Here is a 20,860-nt window from a genome sequence, read left to right as displayed (position 1 = left end):
TCGCCTCACCCCCTCTTGCCTCGCGGTCCGGGGAACGAGCCTACGGTCGCACGGCGTCGCCGCCGGCTCAGGTTCCGCAGAAGGTCTGGAAGCCCTCGGTGAACCCGTCGGGGGCGGGCTGGGCGTAGGCCTCGGCGCCCGGGTGCTCGACGAAGGGGTCGGTGACCCGGGCCAGCAGGGCCTCGAAGGGCGCAAGGTCGCCGGCGGTGGCCGCCGCCAGCGCCTGGTCCACGAGGTGGTTGCGGGGGATGTAGCAGGGGTTGACGGCGTCCATGGCGTCGGCCACGGCGTGGAGGTCCCGGCCACCGGTGGCGACCCGGCTCCGCCAGCGGCTCAGCCAGGCGTCGAGGGCAGCGCCGGCGGGAGCCTCGGCGAGGAGTCGGCGCACGGGCGCCTCGTCGCCGCGCCGCTCGTCGGCGAGGGCGCGGAACGCCGAGGTGTGGTCGACGCGGCCCTCGTGGAGGAGGGCGAGGAGGTCGGCGAAGAGCTCCGCATCCGACGGGTCGGGATCGAGACCGGCGAGGCCGAGCTTCGCTGCCATGCCCGCCGCCCAGTGCCGCTCGTACCGATCCGGGAAGGAGATGAGCACCTCCATGGCGAGGTCGGACGCCACCTGGAGGTCCTCGTCGATGAGCGGCAGCAGGGTCTCGGCCAGACGGGCCAGGTTCCACTGCACCACGGGCGGCTGGTTGGCGTAGGCGTAGCGACCGCCGTGATCGATCGAGCTGAACACCGTGGCCGGGTCGAACCGGTCCATGAACGCGCAGGGCCCGTAGTCGATGGTCTCGCCCGAGATGGTGGTGTTGTCCGTGTTCATCACCCCGTGGATGAAGCCCACGAGCATCCATCGCGCCACCAGCGCGGCTTGCGCCTCGAGGACCGCCTCGAAGAACGCCAGGTAGGGCCGCTCGGCGCCCGCGGCCTCGGGGTGGTGGCGGGCGATGGCGTGGTCGGCCAGGCGGCGCACGAGGGAAGAATCGTCGAGGCGGGCCGCGTACTCGAAGGTGCCCACCCGCAGGTGGCTGGACGCCACCCGGGTGAGCACCGCGCCGGGCTCGGCGCCGTCACGGAACACCTGCTCGCCCGTGGTGACCACGGCGAGGGCCCGTGTGGTCGGCACGCCGAGGGCGTGCATGGCCTCGGCGAAGAGGTACTCCCGCAGCATCGGCCCCAGCACGGCCTTGCCGTCGCCGCCCCGGGCGAACGGGGTGCGCCCTGACCCCTTGAGGTGCACGTCGCGCCGCTGGCCGGAGGCGTCGACGACCTCACCCAGCAGGAGCGCCCGACCGTCGCCGAGCCGGGGCGAGTAGCCGCCGAACTGGTGGCCGGCGTACGCCATGGCGATGGGCTCGGACCCCGCCGCTTCGGCGTTGCCGGCCAGCACGGCCACGCCCTCGTCCGACCGCAGGAGGGCCGGGTCGACGCCGAGCTCTACCGCCAGTGCGTCGTTCAGCACCACCAGCCGGGGCTCCGGAGCCGGTGCCGCCTTCCACTCGATGCCCAGCTCGGCCAGGTCTCGCCGATAGCTGTTGTCGAACTCGAACAGCGTCGTCACGGTCACGCGCAACCCTCTCGCCTGGCGCCCCTGGTCGGGTTTCGAGCCTACGGGCGGGCCGGCCCTGTCAGACTCGGCGGATGGACGAACGCTTCGAGGTGCAACGCCTCATCCCCGCCGACCCGTCGACGATCTTCGCGGTGGTGAGCGACCCGAAGGGCCACGTCGCCATCGACGCGTCCGGGATGTTGCAGAGCTTCACGGGCGAGCCCGCGAAGGCGGTGGGCGACACCTTCGTGATCCACATGGACCGCGAGGCCCTCGGCGACTTCCCCATGGGCAAGTACGACGTCACCGTCACCATCACCGGCTACGAGCAGGACGAGTACATCTCGTGGGAGGTGTCCGGTGCCGGGTTCCCGAGCATCGGCCACTACTACGGCTACCGCCTCGAGCCCGCCGACGGCGGCACCCTCGTGACCTCGATCTACGACTGGTCCAACATCGGGGACGACTGGCGGGCCACCGGCGCCTGGCCGATCATCCCCGAGTCCGCCCTCAAGGCCACCCTCGGCATCCTCGAGCGCACGGTCCGCGCCGACGACTGATCGTCAGGGAGTGGGCGGCTCCTCCGCGGGCGGGCGGACTGCCGAGGTCTCGGCACAGGCCTCGAGGTGGAGGTGCTCCCGGCACTCGTGGTCCCGGAGGCCCCGGGTGAGGCCGGCGGCGGCGAGTTCGAGGAGATCGTCGAGGTCGAGCGCCCAGACGCGCAGCAGGCCGGAGTCGTCGACCGAGGCGAGCCGGCGGCCATCGGGGCTGAACGAAGCGGACTCCACGGCCGCGTCGTGGCCGTCGAGCACCACCCCCGGCTCGCCGGTGGCCGCGTCCCAGAGCCGCACCACCCCGTCGGCGCCCGCGGTCGCCAACTGACGGCCGTCAGGGCTGAACGACGCTTCCGTGAACTTGGCCGCGGCGGGAAGCGCGGCCAGCCGCTCACCCGTCTGGGAGTCCCACACCTCGGCGTCGCCCTCGAGCATGCGCAGCGCCACCACCCGGTTGCTGGTGGGGTCGAACCGGGCGACCACCGACGGGGTCCGCACCGTCTGGACCAGCTCGCCCCGCTCCCAGTCCCACACCCTCACTCCCATCACCGTGGCCAGGTCCCGCTCGGCGTAGACGGTCTGGCTCAGCAGACGGTCCTCGGCGCCGAACGACAGGGTGGCGATCCCCTCCACGGCGTCGCCCAGGCCCTCCTGGAGGCGGGCCACCTCGGCCCCGGCCCGGTCGACCACCGAGACCCAGACCTCCTCGTCGTCTCCCCCGGCGACCGCGAGGTGGCGGCCGTCGCTCGTCCAGGCGAGCGCGCCCACGAAGGGACCGACGACTTCGGACGCCACCGTGGTGCGGAGTGTTCCGGTGTCGAGATCCCAGATCTGGACCCGTGACTCGTCCCATGCGATGGCAACGAGCGCACCGTCGCCCGACACCGAGTAGCCGGAGATCTGCGAGCCCGGTGCGGGCGGGCGACCGATCCGTCGTTCGCCGTCGGGATCGTCGACGTCGTGGATCACCACCCCCTGGCGATCGCCGGTGACTGCCGCGAGGCGTCGCCCGTCCGGCAGGAAGATCGGCGGGAGGAAGGGCCACACGTCGCCGTAGTTCGCCCACTCGGCGCCACCGGCGTCGCTGACGTCCCAGACCTTCACCGACTCGAGCCCGCTGTCGCCGGTGAGGACCCGGTCGCCTTCCGGCGAGAACGAGATGCTGTAGAGCCCGTTGCCGGTCGCCTCGCCCGACAACGACAGGTAGGTGTCGACCCCGCTCCCGTCGACCGCCGAGATGGCCGCGGTGCCGTCCTCGCTCACCGTGGCGAGGCGATCACCGGTGGGGCTCCAGGCGAGCGCGTTCACCCAGCTGGTGTGGGCGTTGACGGTGAAGCGGGTCTCGCCCGTCCCCGCCACCGACACGTGCACCGCATCATTGCCGTTCGTGGTCGCGATCCAGCGACCGTCCGGGCTGAAGGCCACGTCTCGCACGTAGCCCGGCTCGCCCACCGCGAAGAGGGTTGCTGCGGAGTCGACGTCGACGACGATGGCCGAGGGAGCGGACCCATCGGCGATGGCGATGCGGCCCCCGTCGCGGTCGAGGCTCTGGTGGAAGCAGGCCCCCGTGGGGAGGTCGGCGACCTCGACGCCGCGGCCGACCTCGAAGACCCGCACCGACCCCTGCCCGAAGCACGCAGCCACGCGTCGGCCGTCCCCGCTGAACGTGGGGCCCCACACCTCGGCGTCGTGCTCCGACCCGAACTCGTGCAGCCGCCGACCGGTGGCCGGGTCCCAGAGGCGCAGGGCCCCGTCGTCTCCGGTCGTGGCCAGCACCGTGCCGTCGGGGTTGAAGGCCACCTCGTTCACGTCGACGTCGTGCCCCGGGAAGGAGCGCACCGGCTCGCCGGTGGCGGCGTCACGCAGGTCGATGAGGCCCGACTCCTCCGGGCCCTCCGTGGCGAAGAGCCGGCCATCGGGACTGAGGTCCGTCGAACCACCGATGCCCTCGACGCTCAGCTCGATCCGAGAGGCCGCCACGCCCCGATGCAGCGCGCTCACGGCTTCGGGCAGGACATCCTCCTCCTCGGGTCCCGTCGCGGCGACGGCCTCCCGCGCGAGCAGGACGGCGCGCTCGGGGTCGTCGACGACGCTGGCCGCCGACGCGGCCGCCAGCTCACGCGCTGTGGCCACCCGTCGTTCGGCGCGAGCCTGCCCCCGCTGGTCGACGGCCACGGCCCCGACCGCCAGGGCGGCGACCAGGGCCACGGCGATGGCTACGACCTGGATGCGCAGCCGCCGGTTGGCCCGGGCCTGACGGGTGGCGGCCGCGGTGGCCTCCGCCTGCTCGTGGACCCGCTGGTCACGGCTGGCGGACAAGAACGCCTGCTCGGTCGCGGGTAGCTCGCGGCCACCGGCTTCCACGAGGTCGAGGGCGAGGTCGAGGCGGGCACCCCGGTAGAGCGCTCCGGGGTCGCGTCCGAGCTGGTCCCACCCGGTCGCCGCGTCACGCAGGTGCCCGAGCACCGCCAGGTCCTCGCGGCTCGCCTCGATCCACCCGTGCAGCCGCGGCCATTCACGCAGCAGCGCCTCGTGGGCGAGCTCGACCGTCGGGACCCGGGACCGGGGGTGGCGGTCGACCGACAGCAGGCGGGCGGCGGTCCAGCGGTCGATCACGTCGTCGAGCGCACGACCGACGTCACCCACGGCGACGAGCTCGCCCCGGGCCGCGGGCCGACGGGTCGGCGGCTCGTCCGGCGTCACCGCGACGAGCTGCTCGAAGAGGCGCTGCACCGCCTGCTGCTGGTCGGGTTCGAGCGAGCGGTACAGCTCCTCGGCGCGCAGTGCGATGGCGCCGTCCAGCTCGCCGAGCTCGCGGTAGGTGGCGAGGGTCAGCACCTCGTCGCAACGCTCGCCGAGCTCGTAGAGGGTGAACTGAAGGGCCGGCAGCGCCCCTGGCTCGTCCGCGACGGCCCGGACCAGCTCGGCGACCAGGGCGGGCTCGACCTGGCGCCCGACGCGCTCGGCAGGCCGGACCACCGCGGCCTCGAGGTCGGCGGCCGCCATGGCGGGCACGGCCACGGTGGCCGCGTGCACGACGGCGCCGAACCCGGGCACGGCGAGCGGCCGGTCGTAGAAGTCCGCTCGCAGCGTGGCCACCACCCGCAGACGGGCGTCGGGCCGCGAGGTGGCATGCAGGAGACCAGCGAGGAAGGCCCGCTGCGACCGCTCGTCGGACGACGTGAACAGCTCCTCCATCTGGTCGACGACGAGGAGCATCTCGGCGCCGGCGGGAACCACCCGGCGGATGGCACGGTCGACCGCCTCGACGTCGCCGGTCAGGTCATCGGCCCACCCGTCGGGCTCGGCGACGGCGACCCGGCGGAGGCACTCGGCAAGGGTTGCGGTGGGATTGCCACCGGGGAGCATCGTCGCGACCAGCCAGGTCGAGGATCCGCGCACGGCACCCTCCCGCAGCGCGGGCAGGACGCCGGCGCGCACCACGCTCGACTTGCCGGTGCCCGAGCCCCCGACGACGAGGACGAGCCGGCCGCTCGGACCCTCGCCACGGAGCCGGTCGAGGATCTCCTCGACCAGGCCGTCCCGCCCGAAGAAGTCCGCGGCGTCGACCTCGTCGAACGGCCGCAGGCCCTTGTACGGGTTCGGGTGGCGCCCCTCCGTCGGCTCGGCCCCGGTCACGATCTGGCGGACCCGGTCGACGAGCAGCACGAGGGGAACGGTCTCCGTGGCCGTCACGAGCGGGGCCAGAGCAGCTGCCGCCGCGCTGGAGGGCGGGACGCACCGCTGCACGAGGGCGGCGAAGTCCCGGCCGTCGGCGCTCGGGTCCGGCGCCGGGCCACCCCCGAGCCAGAAGTCGGTGAGGCACGGCGCCCCGTGCTCGTCGAACAGCACATTGCCGGCACGGACCCGCCCGTGGGCCGACCCCACCGCGGCGGCCGCCACGAGGGCACCGCCGATCCGGTCCGCCAACTCCTGCACCAGGGCGTCGTGCAGCGGGCCCGCCCGGAGGTGGTCCTCGAGCGTGCCGCCGTGGAGCCGGCGCATCACGACGTAGGCGGCACCGGGCTCGCGCCAGTAGTCCTGGAGGGCCACGATCGCGGGATGGTCGACCGCGGCGAGGCGCCGGGCGTTGGCCTCGAAATCACGGACGAACTCGGGGCGGTCCGCGACGTCCGCCTCGACGACACGCACCGCGAGCTCGCGGTCGACCCCCTGGAGTCGCGCCCCGTAGACGGTGCCATCCCGACCCGTTCCCAGGCGGTCGCCGAGCACGTACCCCCGCACCGCTCGGCCCGCGGGCGCCGCCAGCCGGAGGGTGGGGTCGTGGGCGAGGATCCTGGCTTCGAGGTCGACCAGCTCCGGGGTCGGGTCGAGGCCCAGCTCCTCGCGGAGCACGACGCGCAGGTCCTGGTAGGCGGCGAGGGCGTCGGCCTGGCGCCCGGCCCGGTACAAGGCGAGCATCAGCTGCGCGCGCAGGCCCTCACGGGTGGGGTGCGCGTCGATGAGCGCCTCGATCTCGGGGATGAGCTCGGCGGCGCGGCCGCTGGCCAACTCGGCCTCGATCAGTCGCTGATGCGCGACGAGACGACGCTCGCCGAGGCGCTGCGCCTCGGGCCGGGCCCAGTCCTCGTCCGCGAACTCGGCGTAGGCGTCGCCCTGCCACAGTGCCAGCGCCGGCCGCAGCACCACGGCGCCGCCGGCGACATCGCCACGGGCGGCCCGCGCGTCGGCCTCCGCCACCGCCCGCTCGAACCGGGCCGCGTCGAGCGCGTCGTCGGCGAGCGTCATCACATAGCCGGGCGCCCGGGTGACGAAGGTGGGCGCGCCCTCGACGTCGGCGACGACCTTTCGCAACCGGGCCACGTAGCTGCGCAGCGTCGTGGCGGCTCCCGGCGTCGGCTGCCCCTCGAACACGACGTCGAGCAGCCGGTCGACCGACACCACTTCGTTGCGGTGCAGGAGGAACAGGGCCAGCAGCCGGCGCTGACGAGGTCCGCCGAGGGCGAGCTCACGCCCTGCGGCGGTGGCCTTCAGGGGTCCGAGCACCTGGAACTGGATCATCCCGCCCTCCGGCGAGGACGCTACCCGCCGGTGCCACGGTGACGCGGGCGTGTTGCAGTCCTGTGGCAGTGCTCCGTGCGCTCCGCGGGCTGCCACGGAACTGCCACGCCGGCCCCCGAACGTCGTGGCATCCGGCGACACCGCCGGCCGGAGGGCGGCCCCGGTGGGGGCCGGCCGGACCAAGGAGCACCACCATGAGCGCAACGTCTCTCCCTCGACACCGAGGCCACCGTGCGGGCCGCCACCGGGGGCGCCTGGCCATCGCCGGCGCCGCGGTCGGGGCGCTCGTCCTCGGCCTGGCGGCCCCCGCCGGCGCGGCCGGCGAGCCCGACCCCACCTTCAGCGGCGACGGCCGGCTCACCGTGGACCTGACCAGCGACGGCTACGAGGGCGGATACGCCGCCGCGGTCCAACCGGACGGCAAGATCCTGGCGGCCGGCCGCACCGGCGGCTCGGGCGGGCGCATGTACGTGGCGCGCTTCAACGCCGACGGCAGCCCCGACACGACCTTCAGCGGCGACGGCCGAGCCGTCGCCGACTTCGGGCCGGGCGACGACTGGGCCACCGACATCGGACTCGGCGCCGACGGCACGATCGTCGTGGCCGGTGCCGCACGCGACTACACCCGCATGGCCGTCGCGCGGTTCACCCCGACCGGCGCACCCGACGTCACCTTCAGCGGTGACGGGCGCCGGACCTTCAACATGTCGCCGGGCGAAGAGGGGGCCGACGACGTGATCGTCGATGGCGACGGGCGCATCGTGCTGGCCGGCGGGGCCGCGATCGGCGGCGCCAGCCGCTTCGCATTGGTGCGCTTCACCCCCAGCGGCGCGGTGGACCCGACCTTCGGCGGCGGCGACGGTCGCACCGACACCGACTTCGGACCGGGCCCCGACTCGGCGATGGCCCTCGTCCAGCAGCCCGACGGCAAGCTCGTCGTGGGCGGCCGCGCCGGCGGTGGCGGCGGGGAGCGCATGGCCCTCGCCCGCTACACCGAGGACGGCGCCCTCGACCCGACCTTCAGCGGTGACGGCAAGCTCACCCGCAACACGGGACCGGGCTACGAGGACGGTGCCGCCGTGGCGGTCCAGGGCGACGGCTCGATCGTGTTGGCCGGCGAGGCCGCCGGCCAACGCCTGGGCATCTTCCGCTTCACCGCGACGGGCGCACCGGACACCACCTTCGACGGCGACGGGATGCGCATCGACGACCGACCGAACGGGCCCGAGTGGCTCTCGGACATCCGCCTCCAAGAGGACGGCAAGATCGTGTTCAGCGGCACCCAGGGCGGCCAGGGCAACCGGATGCTGCTCGGCCGCTACCTCACCGACGGGACGCCCGACCCCACGTTCTCGGGTGACGGCTTCGCGCCGGTCAACCTCAGCCCGAACTTCGACGTGGCGTGGGACCTCGCCATCCAACCCGACGGCGCCATCGTCGGGGTGGGCGACGCCGACAACGGCGCGAAGCTCGGCCTCATCCGCGTCGCCGGCTGAGACAGGCCCCTGGTGCGTGGCGCCCGCGGGCGCTGCGGGACGGAGCCCCTCCCCGCTCGGGGAGGGGCACCGTCGTTTCAAGACACACCGTGCCCGTTGCCGGACGAGTCCGCGGCGGCGTCGGCGCACCGCGGGTGACAGGATCTTCCGCCGTGGCCCGCATCACCGACCTCATGGTGTCCGACGTGCGCTTTCCCACATCGGAGCTGCTCGACGGGTCGGACGCGATGAACCCCGACCCGGACTACTCCGCCGCCTACGTCGAGCTGCGCACCGACGATCCGGGCCTGCGCGGCTTCGGCATGACCTTCACCATCGGTCGGGGCAACGAGATCTGCTGTGCCGCGATCGAGGCGCTCCGCCCGCACGTCGTCGGCCGCCGTCTCGACGACCTCGAGAGCGACCTCGGTTCGATCGCCACCATGCTCACCGGTGACAGCCACCTGCGCTGGCTCGGGCCCGAGAAGGGGGTCGTGCACCTGGCCACCGCCGCGGTGGTCAACGCGCAGTGGGACCTGCTCGCCCGGCGGGCCGACGTGCCGCTCTGGAAGTACCTCGCCGATCTCGACCCCGAGCAGATCGTCGACGCCGTGGACTTCCGCCACCTCACCGACGCGCTCTCGCCGTCCGAAGCGCTGGCGCTGCTGCGAGCAGCCGCGCCCGGCAAGGCCGAGCGCGAGGCACACCTGCTGACCGAGGGCTACCCGGCGTACATCACCTCCGCGGGCTGGCTCGGCTACGACGACGACCGGATCAGGGCGGGCTGCACGGCGGCGCTGGCCGACGGGTGGACGGCGCTCAAGATGAAGGTCGGCCGGGACCGGGCCGACGACCTGCGCCGCGCCCTGCTCGTGCGCGAGCAGATCGGCCCTGACCGCCTCCTCATGGTCGACGCCAACCAGGTGTGGGACGTCCACGAGGCCATCGAGTGGACCAACTCGCTGGCCGCCGCCGACCTCTACTGGATCGAGGAGCCCACCAGCCCCGACGACGTGCTGGGCCACGCCCGCATCCGCGCCGGCGTCGGCCCCGTCCGAGTGGCCACCGGCGAGCACTGCCACAACCGGGTGATGTTCAAGCAGTTCCTCCAGGCCGAGGCGCTCGACGTCGTGCAGCTCGACGGGTGCCGCCTCGGCGGGGTCAACGAGGTCATCGCCGTGCTCCTCCTCGCCGCCCGGTTCGGCGTCCCCGTCTGCCCCCACGCCGGGGGCATCGGGCTGTGCGAGCACGTGCAGCACTTCTCGATGTTCGACTACCTGTCGGTGAGCGGGTCCCTCGACGGCCGGATGACCGAGTACGCCGATCACCTCCACGAGCACATGGTCCAGCGCCTCGAGGTCCGCGACGGCCGCTACCGGGCGCCCCTCGGTCCCGGCCTGGGCGTCGAACTCGAGCCGGCGTCGATGGCCCGGTACCGGTTCCCCGACGGCGACCACTGGGCGGCGGGATGAGCGGGCTGCGCGTCGCCCTGGTGGGCGGGCCGATGTACGACCGGCTGTACGACCTGCTCCCCGACGACGTCGAGGTCGTGGTGCACGCCGACCACCCCACCCTCAACCGAGAGGCGGCGGCGATGCTCGCCGCCGGCGAGCGCATCGACCTGCTCAGCACCCACGGAAAGTACGCGCCGTCGCAGGCGGGCTGGCTCCTGCCCCTCGACGACCTCGTCGACCCCGGTGCGCTGGCCGGCCTGGCCCCCCGGGCGCTCGACCTCTGCCGATTCGAGGGCGCCTTGCTCTGCGCCCCGCGCTGCATCGACGTACGCGTCCTGTGGTGGCGGACCGACCTGCTCGACGCCCCGCCCACGACGTGGGACGAGGTCGAAGGGGCACCGGACGCCTTCGGGTTCACCGGACGGGAGTCCGGCCTCTTCGGCCTGTTCTTCGAGCTCGTCGCCGGCGCCGGCGGCGCCCTCTTCGACGACTCGCTGCAACCCACCCTCCGGACGCCCGAGTCCGTGGCCGCGGTGGCCCGCCTCCAGCGGCTGGCCGCGAAGGGCCCTGCCGACCTCCCGGACTGGCACTACGACCAGGTCGACGATGCGCTACTCGACGGCCGGGTGGCGATGGCCGCCGCCTGGCCGGGCGGCACCGGCCGCATCAGGCGCAGCGATCTGGCCTCCCGCCTCGCGCCGGCCCGGTACCCCGGCGGGTGGTCCTACGCCGGCTGCCACGGCTGGGCCATCCCCCGGACCTGCGGCGACGTGCCGGCGGCGGTGGCAGTGCTCGAGCGCCTGGCCGACCCCGAGGCCGGTGCGGCCGATGCCGCTTCCGGCACCATCCCCGCCAACACCGCGGCGCTCGCCGAGGTGGCCCCGGCCGACGCCGTCGACGCGGCCCGCCTCGCCATCACCACCGAGACCATCGAGGACGGCATGCTCACCTACCCCCCGCTCGCCCGCTTCCCCGAGGTGGAGGACGCCGGCTGGGCCGCCATCCACGACGCCCTCCGGGGTGCCCGCACCGCCGACGACGCCGTGTCCGCCATGCAGTCCGCGGCCGAGGAGGCGCTGGCGTGAGCGCGTCGGGACCGGGCCGACTCGACGGCAAAGTGGCCATCGTCACCGGCGGCGCGTCCGGCATCGGCGCCGCCGTGGTCGAGCGCTTCCGTCGCGAAGGCGCCGCCGTCGCCGTGCTCGATCTGGCCGATACGGCCGACCACGTCTGCGACGTCACCGACGAGCGCGCCGTGGTGACCGCGTTCGACGCTGTCGTCGACGCCCACGGCCGGCTCGACCTGTTGGTCGCGAGCGCCGGGATCCCCCACGTCGGCACCGTGGCCACCACCACCGGCGACGACCTCGACCGCGTCTACGCCGTGAACGTGAAGGGCACGTTCCACTGCCTCCAGGCCGCGGTCGCCCGGATGCAGCCGGGAAGCGCCATCGTCACCCTGGCCTCCATCGCCTCGGTGGTGGGCATCCCGGACCGCCTCGCCTACAGCATGAGCAAGGGTGCCGTGCTGGCCATGACCTATTCGGTCGCCACCGACTGCCTCGACGCCGGCATCCGGTGCAACGCCATCTCGCCCGCCCGAGTGCACACCCCCTTCGTGGACCGCTTCCTCGCAGAGCACTATCCCGGACGGGAGGACGAGATGCTGGCCACCCTCGCCGCCACCCAGCCCGTCGGCCGCATGGCCCGGCCCGCGGAGATCGCGGCCATGGCCCTCTACCTGTGCAGCGACGAGGCGTCGTTCATCACCGGCAGCAACCAGCTCATCGACGGTGGCTTCACCGGCATCCGACGCTGAACCGACGCCGCCGGACCGAGCCTCGGGAACCTCAGGGGCCCGCAGGAGCGAACAGCGAACCCGGGGCGAAGTCGTCGGTGAGGACCCGGCGACGGGCGAAGCGCCATTCGCCATCGACCACCCGATAGTCGTCCAGGTAGCGCCCCCAGTGGTCGAGGCCGATGCGGGTGAGCACGGTGAAGTAGCAGCGACCCGTCGCGTGGGTGCCGTCGACGAGGTCGATCTGGTGGGTCGTCGTGCCGTGACGGACGTAGGTGGGGCCGCCGACGGCGCCGGCGCTTCGGTCGACCGTCCCGGAGAAGAGGCTGCGGATCGCCTCCCGTCCCTGGTGCACGTCGGCGCCGACCTCGAGCGTGGCGTCCTCGGCGAAGAGCTCGACCATCCGGTCGATCAGGCCACCGTCGCCGTAGGCGTTGTAGCGGGCGACCAGGTCACGGATGGCCTCACGGGCGAGCACGTCGGAGAGCTCCAGCACGGACTGATCCTCCCACGGCGGCCGCGGTCGAGGCCCCGGCCTACCCGAGGCGGGTGAGGACGTTGCGGGTGATCTGCTCGATCTGCGGGTCTCGCTCGGCGAGACCGTGGGCCCAGTCGGTGGAGCCCGACGTGACCACCGTGGCGCCGGCGGCGTTCGTGTAGGCGCCCAGCACGGCGTGGCCGTGGCGGATGCGCTCCATGGCCTCGGGGTCGCGGGTCCCGAACACCCGTGACGCCAGGTACTCGAGCTCGCTCGGCTCGCCGGGCGCCGGCGGGCGGGGGGCGGTCTCCCGGGTGAAGTGCCGGGTCGGGCAGGTCCCCAGGATCTCGAAGGTGGCGGGCGTCCCGTCCTCACCGGTCGGGAACGGCAGTCCGTCCCGGTAGGTGAACGTGCAGCCGTCGCACTCGTAGCCCACGACCGTGGCGCCGGCGCCGAGCACGTCGCCGTAGCCGAGGCCCGTGCCATCGAAGAGCCAGTGGCCGGCCCGGTGCACGGTGTAGCCGCCGAGGCCCGAGGTGACGTTGCGACCGATGCGGTGGTAGCCGCCCCGGGTGAACGACACCCCCGTCATGTGGTTCTCGGGGCGCTCCAGCAACACGTCGGACCAGAGCGTCGTGACCTCGGCCCGACGGTCGGTGTCGTAGAGGGGATCGCGCTTGTAGAAGCCCTTGTAGCCGACCATCACGTCGTGGTCGTCGCCCTCGATGCGCACCTGCCACAGCGAGGTGTTGCCCGAGAAGAACGCCGCGTTGCCCCCTCGGGCGATGAAGTCCTCGACGGTGTCGCGCATGCCCGCCGACCAGTACTCGTCGTGGCCGACCGAGAGGTAGAGCGCAGCGCCGTCGAGCACCTCGGGGTGCTCCTCGAGGTCGGCGTTGGTGCACACCCCGACGGTGAAGCCCTCCCGCTCGGCCCACGCGAGGAAGGGCTGCTCCCAATCGGGCCACCCTGCGGACCCGGCGTAGCCGGAGAGGTGGTTGAGGGTGAGGTAGCCGACGTGGGCGGCGTTCTGCGGGTCGGGCGCACCCGTGCCCGTCACCCGGCGGCCCTTGCCCGGCGGCTTGTGCAGATAACCGCGCGCCATCGGTCGCTGCATGGCCACCTGGGTGCCGCCCGTGTAGAGGTTGGGCCCGCCGAAGTCGTTGTACGCGTGCCAGGTGTTGGTGGCGAGCGCGAGGACGATGCGCTCGCCCGAGGTGGGGCGCACCACGAAGAACGCGTGCTCCCGACGCACCTTCTCGCCGACGTCGATCTCGAGGACCACCTCGTAGTAGCCCGACCGCCACGACGTCCCGGTGTCGAGGGTGCGCGCCACCGGCCAACCGCACCCCTGCGAGGACGCGTCCGCCGGTGTCTCGTGCTCCTCGGCGGCGACGGCGTCGTCGCGGAAGACGACCTCGCGCTCCGCACCGACCCGGGCCACCTCCACCCGCACCGGCCTTCCGCCCGACGACGAGAGGTGCAGCCCCACCGGCTCCCCCGCCGCCACCGACTGCGGCCAGCAGTACCCGGTCACCACCTCGCGCGCCATGTGCGGAACCTTACGTGTGCCGGTTCCGAGGGCCCCGGGTGCGCCCCGTGGGGCCGCGTCAGAGCGCGATGCCGACCAGCTTGGTGTCGAGGTACTCAGCGAGGCCCTGGCGGGCACCCTCGACGCCGATCCCGCTCTCCTTGATGCCGCCGAACGGCGCCGCCGCGGAGGTCGGGTTGATGTCGTTGACGCCGACCATGCCGAAGTCGAGGCGCTCGAACACCCGGAACGCCCGCGACAGGTCGTTCGTGTAGATGTAGCTGGCCAGTCCGTACGCGGTGTCGTTGGCCATCTCGATCACCTCGTCGTCGGTGTCGAACACGATCACCGGGGCGATGGGACCGAACGTCTCCTCGCGGTAGATCGCCATGTCCGGGGTGACGTCGGCCAGCAACGTCGGGGCGAAGAAGCAGCCGCGGTCGAGCCCTCCGTCGACGAGCCGCTCGCCGCCGGTGAGGACGCGGGCTCCTCGCTCGACGGCGTCGGCGACCTGGCGCTCCATCTTGTCGAGGGCGTCGCCGTCGATCAGTGGGCCGACGGTGACGCCGTCGGTCGCGCCGGCGCCGGCCACGAGCGACTCGAAGCGCTGCTGGAGGGTGGCCACGAAGGCATCCGCCAGGCTTCGGTGGACGAAGAGCCGGTTCGGGCAGATGCACGCCTGGCCGGTGTTGAGGAACTTCACCGCCGCCGCGCCCTTGGCGGCGCGGACGGGATCGGCGTCCTCGAGGACGATGAAGGGCGCATGCCCGCCGAGCTCGAGGCTCACCCGCTTGACGGTCTGCGCCGCCTTGGCCGCGATGAGCTTGCCCACCTCGGTCGAGCCTGTGAACGCCACCTTGCGCACCGAGCGGTGCTCGATGAGCTCACCGCCGACGGTCTCAGGGTCCGACGTGGTGACGAGGTTGACCACGCCGGCGGGGAGGTCGACGTCGGCGAAGACCTTGAACGTGTCGACCGCACACAGCGGCGTCTGCTCGGCGGGCTTCAACACCACGGTGCACCCCGCCGCCAGCGCTGGGGCGATCTTCCTGGTCAGCATCGAGATCGGGTAGTTCCACGGGGTGATGGCCCCGACGACGCCGATGGGCTGGTGCAGCACGAGGAAGCGCTGGTCGGCGCGCGCCGACGGAATGGTCTCGCCGTAGTTGCGTTTCGCCTCCTCGGCGAACCAGAGCAGGAAGTCGGCCGCGTAACCCACCTCGTTGCGGGCCATGCGGATGGGCTTGCCCTGCTCGGCGGTCATGAGCTGCGCCAGCGACTCCTTGCGCTCGACCATCAGCTGGTGGGCGGCGGTCAGGAAGGCCGCCCGCTCGTAGGCGGTGCGCCCCGACCAGCCGCTGAAGGCCGCCGCGGCGGCGTCGATGGCGGCGCGCACGTCGTCGATCCCGCCATCGGCCACCCGGTCGAGCATCGCGCCGGTGGCCGGGTCGAACGACTCGAAGGTCCGTCCCGACGCCGCCGGCCGCCATTCCCCATCGATGTAGAGCATGCGCATGCCTTTGGTCTGGCTCCCGGACCGGCCGGAGGCGATGGCGAACGGCCGGGGGCGGGAGGACGTGGTTGACTCACACCGACCGGCACGTCGGTCGGTGTCGGCGACCAGCGTGGCATGCCGGACGCGACCCGGCAGCGACGGGTCTGATCGAATCCCGTGTGACAAGTCCCGAGGAGACGAGGCCGTCCAGGCGCTGCGTCCCCGAGGCGTCCCGCCTCCCCGACGTGCGATCGATTCGCACCAGCGGCGCGAACGCCTAGCGAGCGACGGAGACGGCGAGGACTCCGGGGAGGTAGGTGTCGCCGGCGGAGGCGAGGTCCAGGGTCGCCGTGCGGGCCCCAGGGGTGAGCAGAGATCCGATACCGAAGGCGTCGATGTCGACACCGAACGTGTTCGAGTGGTCTGGCAAGCGGCCGGCGGGCGAGGCCCCCAGGTGCGACAGGGTGCTGTTGAGGAGGTTGTCGTCGGGATTGCGGGAATCGGTCAGTCGCTGGCCATCGACGCTGACGTTGTCCCCTATGAGGGTGGGGTCACCCTCATAGGCGAGAATGCTCAAGGTGGCGTCCGACGGCCCGGCCGTCGGGGCGCGGAAGCCCCCGACCTCGAAACGCGCCGGATGCGCGGGATCGACCACCGCGAGACCGTCGAAGACCACGAGCCGCCGCACGGGGCCGGTGGGGGCGTCGAAGACCACCACCAGGCTCCAACCGGCATAACGGTCTCGACCCGTGCCGGCCTGGATGCCCGCGACCCAGTAGCGCCCGTCACCCGCCGCGGCCACGAGGGCGGTGACGTCGGCCGCGCTCTGGTAGCGGCTGCCCCGGTCCTCGACGTGGTCCGCGGTCACGACGTGGTAGTCGCCACCGGACGGCGTCGCGAAGCGGATCGTGCCCGCGAGGACGGGACGTCGGCGGCGGCACCGCCGACGCCGGCCGCCGTGTCCCCACCCCAGTAGAGCCTGGCCCAGGCCACCTCCGCCCCCGCCGGCCGGGCGAGCGTCGCCGCGCTGGAGGACGAGGTCGTGGTGTCGGCGTCGGCGTCGACGGGAGCCACCGCCCAGTCGTTGTTGTCGAGGTCGGCTCCGACGCGATCACGGGCGCCGAGGCACGCAGCGCCTGCGGCGTCGGGACAACTCGACAGGTTGTTGCCGATCACGGCGATGTCACCGACACGCTCGTCTGCGTACACCGCGGACATCCCGTGCTCGGCGATCGGCACCGGCAACGTGGCGCGTGTCGACCCCTGGGCACGGTGCGGGCCCGCGGAGCTGAGGGTGACGGCCGCGACAATCTCGTCGGTTGCCGGGGATGCCGCGTGGAGTCGCAGGTAGAGGACCTGGTCGGCGCCCGCGACCAGCCGATCGCGCTCGCAGGTCGCCCCCTCTGCGTCCGGGCCGCAGCGCCACGACGCGCCGGACGCGGAGACGAAGGTGAGCTGGGCGGGAAGCTCGACGGCCAGGTGGAGCGAAGCGGCTGCATCCGGTCCGCGGTTGGCGACCGTGACCGCGATCATGCCGTCGCGTCCGGCCACGAGCACGCCCACCGGCTCGGCCTCCACGGCCAGGTCGGCGCGGGCCACGAAGGGCACCGTCGTCGTCGTCGGCAGCGTGGAGGTCGTGGGCACCCCGGGGTCGCCGGGCGTGACCGGCACCGGTACCAGCGCGGGTTCGGCCGGCGATGTCGAACCGGGTGCTCCCGGCGGCAGACGGGTGACCGTGTGCGCAGACACCACCGCTGCTGGGCCGCTGGTGGTGCTCGACGAGTCCCCTGCGGCGCCATGGTCGGATCCACTCGCCCTCGGGTCGACCGGGACCACCGGGGTGGCGGTCGCTCCCGTGGTCGCGGCGCGGGGCTCCTCGCCACGATCGACCACCTGGGCACGGGCGAGCGCGGCGACCACCAAGACGGCGACCGTGGTACCAGCGGCAAGCGCGAGTCGACGCGGTGGGCGCCTCCTCACCTTGCGGGCGGACGGTGTCGTGGCGGGGGAGGTGGCCTCCAGAGCCGGCGCACGGAGGTAGTCGGCCGCAGCGAGGCCGAGCACCGCAGGTCCCACGAACGAGCGCATGCCCGCATTGACGGCGGAGAGCTCGGCGTGGAAGGCACGGCAATCGTCACAGATGCTCAGATGGCGGTCGACGGTCGCGATTCCGGTGGCGGACAGACCGCCACGCACCTTGGCAGGCAACAGCTGGCACACGTGGTGACAGACCTCGTCGTGGGTGCCACGCCCGACGTGCGCCTCGAGATACGCGCGGCGCAGCGCTTCGCGCGCCCGGTAGGCGAGTGCGGCGACCGCGTTGGGGCTGATGCCGAGCAGCGGTGCGACTTCTGCGGGCTCGAGCTGCTCGACCTGGGTGTGCCACAGCACCATGCGCCAGCGTTCGGGCAACCGCTTGAAGGCCTCGACGGCCAGGGTGCCTTCGAGACCGTCGAGCGCAGGATCGATGAAGAGGTCTCCGAGGTGCACGTCCGCCGTCAGATCGGTCGGGCGCTCTCGCTCGGCGACTCTCGTGCGCTCCCAGTGGATCCGCCGCATCGCCGTCAGGAGGTAGGGGCGGAAGGCGACCGCTGGGCCCTTGCCCCGCTCGATGACGCACAACACCCTCGTGAACGACTCGCTCACCAGGTCCTCGGCGTCGCCGGCCCCCCGGGTCAGGCCGCGGGCGACGCTCCTCGCCGCGGCGCGGTGGCGCTCGTACAGGAGCCCGAACGCAGCGTGATCCCCGGCCCGTACGCGGGCCAACAGCTCGGCGTCCCCTGACGCGACCTCGGTCACCTCCGCCCCGACGACGACAGGCGTTCACGTCTCACGGAGTACCAGACAGATCACACGCGGCGTCATGACGACGGGCCCCCGCTGTCTCAGCCCGATGTGAGCCGGATCCGGACGTTGAGCATCGTGGAGGCGTGGTTGGGCGAAGCACGCCGCCGTGTCGGTGTCTCGCGTGACGACTGGCTCCACCCCGCCGTCGAGGCGCTGGCGGAAGCCCTCGACGGCGGGTTCACCGAGCCGGGGCCCGCCCTGGCTCGACTGGGTGCGATCCGAGCCAGCAACGGGTTCACCCTCGACGAGGTGATCGAGGACCTCCACTGCCTCTACGACGTCGTCGATCCGGCCCGACGTGTCCGCCTCGACCGCCTCGACACCCTCGAGGTCGCCCGCGGGTGGGTCCACGGCTTCGCCGAGGCCACTCGGGACATGGGCTGCGTCGAGCCGCTCACCGGGTGCGCCACGGAGGCATTCCTTCGGGCGCGCCTGACCCAGACCTATCAACACTGCGACTCGATCGGTCTCGGTGCCGCTGACGTCCACAGCCTCGTCGTCGTGCGGCTCCCGCTCGAGAGCCTCCGCGAACCCCACCGGTCCCTTCTGGCCGTGCGGGTCGCCGAACGGCTCCGGGTGGTGTTCGACGGGGGCGAGACCATCGCCAGCGTCGGCCCGGGCACCTTCATCGTCCTCGTTGCCGACACCCCCGCCGTCGGGGCGGCGCTCGCCAGTCTCACCGAACGGGTCGAGCCAGACCTCGTATGCGACGAGGCATCTCCTGTGCGCACCCAACTGTGGATCGAAGGCCTCCCGGAGAGTCTCGACCAGGCTCTCTCCCTCATCGACGACCTCACCACCCGCTCGCGGCGGCGGCCCACCCCGCCGACGCCTGATCCGTGATCCGGGTGTGACCGCGGCTCAGCGGCCGTGGAACTCGGGATCGCGCTTCTCGAGGAAGGCCCGCGGGCCCTCGCGGGCGTCCTCGGAGCCCATCACCGTCATGCCGTGGCCCATCTCGATGTCGAACGCCTCCGCCTCGGTCATGGCCTCGGTCTCGCGCAGCGTGGCCAGGATGGCCTTCACCGCGAGGGGCCCGTTGCGGGCGATGCGGGCGGCGATCTCACGGGCCTTGTCGAGAGCGGTGCCGTCGGGGACCACGTGGTTGACGAGGCCGAGCTCGAACGCCCGCTGGGCGGTGATGTCCTCGCCGGTCAGCAGCATCTCGGCCGCCACCGCGTACGAAACCTGACGGCGGAGGCGCACCGCCGAGCCCGCCATCGGGAACAGGCCCCGCTGCACCTCGGTGACCCCGAAGACGGCACTCTCCCCCGCCACCCGGATGTCGGTGCCCTGGAGGATCTCGGTGCCGCCGGCCCGGGCGTAGCCCTCAGCGGCGAGGATCACGGGTTTCGTGGGGCGATAGGTCTTCAGCCAGCCCCCGAGGATCACGTCGGGCTCGTCCTGGAAGCGCTGGAGCCACTCGTTGTCGACCACGCCGGCCTGGAGCCGCCCGATCTCGCCCAGGTCCATGCCGGCGCAGAAGGTGTCGCCCTTGCCGGTCAGGATCGCCACCCGCAGGTCGTCGTCGGTGTCGAGACGCACCCACGCGTCGTACATCCGGCAGAGCACCTCGGCGTTGGCGGCGTTCTTCTTCTCGGGACGGTTGATGGTGACGACCAGCACGGGGCCCTCGGGCTCCACCAACACGAGCGGTTCGGACATGGACCCTCCTGGGACGAAGCGACGGTGATGCGGCAGCAAGCGACGGGGCCGGTAGGGCACCCATCGCGGCGCCCGATCTTCTCGGCTCCGGACCCCCCTTGTCGATCCGGCGCCCACCACCGCGCCGGTGCCGGCGTCGTGGTAGACCGCCGCTATGTCCGACGTCGTGCGCTACGAGGTGGCCGACCGGGTCGCCACCATCACCCTCGACCGGCCCGAGGCGCGCAACGCGCTGTCCCGAGAGGTCATCCGGCTCCTGCCCGAGCTGGTGCTGCGTGCCGACGGTGACCCGGACGTCGACGTCGTGATCCTCACGGGCACCGATCCGGCCTTCTGCGCCGGCGTGGACCTGAAGGAGCTCGGCGCCACCAACGCCATCCCCGGCCTCGGCGCCGACGCGAAGGCGCTGTCCCGTGACGCCGGCACCCTCGACACCCGGCCCGGCCCGTTCCCTGCGATCGCCAAGCCGATGATCGGCGCCGTGAACGGCGTGGCCGTCACCGGCGGCTTCGAGCTGGCCCTCAACTGCGACCTGCTCATCGCCTCGGACCGGGCCCGCTTCGCCGACACCCACTGCCGCATCGGCGTGCAGCCCGGGTGGGGGCTGACCGTCCTGCTGGCCGAGGCCGTCGGCGCGCGCCGGGCCCGTCAGCTGTCGATCACCGGCAACTTCCTCGACGCGTCGACGGCGCTGGCCTGGGGCCTGGTCAACGAGGTGGTGCCCCACGACGAGCTGCTCCCCCGTTGCCGGGCGCTGGCCGCCGACATCGTCTCCAACGACCAAGCCGGCGTGCGCCGCATCCTGCGCACCTACGCCGAGAACGAGCTGCTCGCCGGCGCCGACGCGTGGCGCAACGAGACCGCCGTGTCGGACGCGTGGTTCGCCGAGCTGGCGACGCGACCCGGCGAGGTCGAGGCCCGTCGCCAGGCCGTCGTGGAGCGCGGCCGCCAGCAGGCCGGCGGCCCCGAGGCCACCTCGGAGAGGTGACCTCGGGGCC

Annotated in this window: 15 protein-coding genes; 7 read left to right on the top strand and 8 right to left on the bottom strand. The window is 73.1% G+C overall.

Annotated features, from left to right (window positions below):
* Positions 1 to 67 precede the first annotated feature (67 nt).
* The gene (locus JNK12_03485) at positions 68 to 1,546 is read right to left on the bottom strand and encodes a YdiU family protein (protein ID MBL8774962.1); all 1,479 of its coding nucleotides are present in this window, start codon (positions 1,544 to 1,546) and stop codon (positions 68 to 70) included.
* 89 nt (positions 1,547 to 1,635) lie between these two features.
* Here JNK12_03485 and JNK12_03480 point away from each other — a divergent pair, with 89 nt between their 5' ends.
* Positions 1,636 to 2,103, top strand: coding sequence for an SRPBCC family protein (locus JNK12_03480; GenBank protein MBL8774961.1), 468 nt, complete (start codon positions 1,636 to 1,638; stop codon positions 2,101 to 2,103).
* A 3-nt stretch (positions 2,104 to 2,106) separates the two neighbouring features.
* On the opposite strand, the gene JNK12_03475 is transcribed toward JNK12_03480, so the two are convergent.
* A complete protein-coding gene (locus JNK12_03475) occupies positions 2,107 to 7,119 on the bottom strand; it encodes a winged helix-turn-helix domain-containing protein (GenBank protein ID MBL8774960.1) in 5,013 nt (1,670 codons plus the stop codon).
* A 194-nt stretch (positions 7,120 to 7,313) separates the two neighbouring features.
* On the opposite strand from JNK12_03475, the gene JNK12_03470 reads away from it, so the two are divergent.
* The 4 genes from JNK12_03470 (at position 7,314) to JNK12_03455 (ending at position 11,867) form a co-directional block, all read left to right on the top strand.
* Complete coding sequence (locus JNK12_03470; GenBank protein ID MBL8774959.1) at positions 7,314 to 8,615, top strand: hypothetical protein; 1,302 nt, start codon at positions 7,314 to 7,316, stop codon at positions 8,613 to 8,615.
* A 152-nt stretch (positions 8,616 to 8,767) separates the two neighbouring features.
* Positions 8,768 to 10,066 carry a hypothetical protein gene (locus JNK12_03465; GenBank protein ID MBL8774958.1) on the top strand — a complete coding sequence of 433 codons (1,299 nt, stop codon included), beginning with the start codon at positions 8,768 to 8,770 and terminating at the stop codon, positions 10,064 to 10,066.
* Positions 10,063 to 11,133 carry an extracellular solute-binding protein gene (locus tag JNK12_03460; GenBank protein ID MBL8774957.1) on the top strand — a complete coding sequence of 357 codons (1,071 nt, stop codon included), beginning with the start codon at positions 10,063 to 10,065 and terminating at the stop codon, positions 11,131 to 11,133. The genes JNK12_03465 and JNK12_03460 overlap by 4 nt, the downstream gene beginning before the upstream one ends.
* Positions 11,130 to 11,867 (top strand): SDR family oxidoreductase, encoded by a 738-nt coding sequence (locus tag JNK12_03455; protein MBL8774956.1) that lies wholly within the window; start codon positions 11,130 to 11,132, stop codon positions 11,865 to 11,867. The genes JNK12_03460 and JNK12_03455 overlap by 4 nt, the downstream gene beginning before the upstream one ends.
* A 31-nt stretch (positions 11,868 to 11,898) precedes the next feature.
* Here JNK12_03455 and JNK12_03450 read toward each other — a convergent pair whose 3' ends face one another.
* From JNK12_03450 to JNK12_03430, 5 genes are all read right to left on the bottom strand, one after another.
* Positions 11,899 to 12,342 carry a nuclear transport factor 2 family protein gene (locus tag JNK12_03450; protein ID MBL8774955.1) on the bottom strand — a complete coding sequence of 148 codons (444 nt, stop codon included), beginning with the start codon at positions 12,340 to 12,342 and terminating at the stop codon, positions 11,899 to 11,901.
* A 40-nt stretch (positions 12,343 to 12,382) separates the two neighbouring features.
* Positions 12,383 to 13,876, bottom strand: a complete 1,494-nt coding sequence (locus JNK12_03445) for a hypothetical protein (protein ID MBL8774954.1) — start codon at positions 13,874 to 13,876, stop codon at positions 12,383 to 12,385.
* Between the two features lie 58 nt (positions 13,877 to 13,934).
* Complete coding sequence (locus JNK12_03440; GenBank protein ID MBL8774953.1) at positions 13,935 to 15,365, bottom strand: NAD-dependent succinate-semialdehyde dehydrogenase; 1,431 nt, start codon at positions 15,363 to 15,365, stop codon at positions 13,935 to 13,937.
* Between the two features lie 262 nt (positions 15,366 to 15,627).
* Positions 15,628 to 16,218, bottom strand: coding sequence for a hypothetical protein (locus tag JNK12_03435; GenBank protein ID MBL8774952.1), 591 nt, complete (start codon positions 16,216 to 16,218; stop codon positions 15,628 to 15,630).
* Positions 16,215 to 18,149, bottom strand: a complete 1,935-nt coding sequence (locus JNK12_03430; GenBank protein ID MBL8774951.1) for a sigma-70 family RNA polymerase sigma factor — start codon at positions 18,147 to 18,149, stop codon at positions 16,215 to 16,217. The genes JNK12_03435 and JNK12_03430 overlap by 4 nt, the downstream gene beginning before the upstream one ends.
* A 114-nt stretch (positions 18,150 to 18,263) precedes the next feature.
* On the opposite strand from JNK12_03430, the gene JNK12_03425 reads away from it, so the two are divergent.
* On the top strand, positions 18,264 to 19,040 hold the full coding sequence (locus JNK12_03425) for a hypothetical protein (protein MBL8774950.1): 777 nt from the start codon (positions 18,264 to 18,266) through the stop codon (positions 19,038 to 19,040).
* Between the two features lie 18 nt (positions 19,041 to 19,058).
* Here JNK12_03425 and JNK12_03420 read toward each other — a convergent pair whose 3' ends face one another.
* A complete protein-coding gene (locus JNK12_03420; protein MBL8774949.1) occupies positions 19,059 to 19,862 on the bottom strand; it encodes a crotonase/enoyl-CoA hydratase family protein in 804 nt (267 codons plus the stop codon).
* Positions 19,863 to 20,016: 154 nt separating this feature from the next.
* On the opposite strand from JNK12_03420, the gene JNK12_03415 reads away from it, so the two are divergent.
* Positions 20,017 to 20,850 (top strand): enoyl-CoA hydratase, encoded by an 834-nt coding sequence (locus tag JNK12_03415; GenBank protein ID MBL8774948.1) that lies wholly within the window; start codon positions 20,017 to 20,019, stop codon positions 20,848 to 20,850.
* Positions 20,851 to 20,860: the final 10 nt, after the last annotated feature.

It is taken from the genome of Acidimicrobiales bacterium (assembly GCA_016794585.1).
Taxonomy (GTDB): Bacteria; Actinomycetota; Acidimicrobiia; order Acidimicrobiales; family DATDAH01; genus JAEUJM01.
This window is presented reverse-complemented; position numbering and strand designations above follow the sequence as displayed.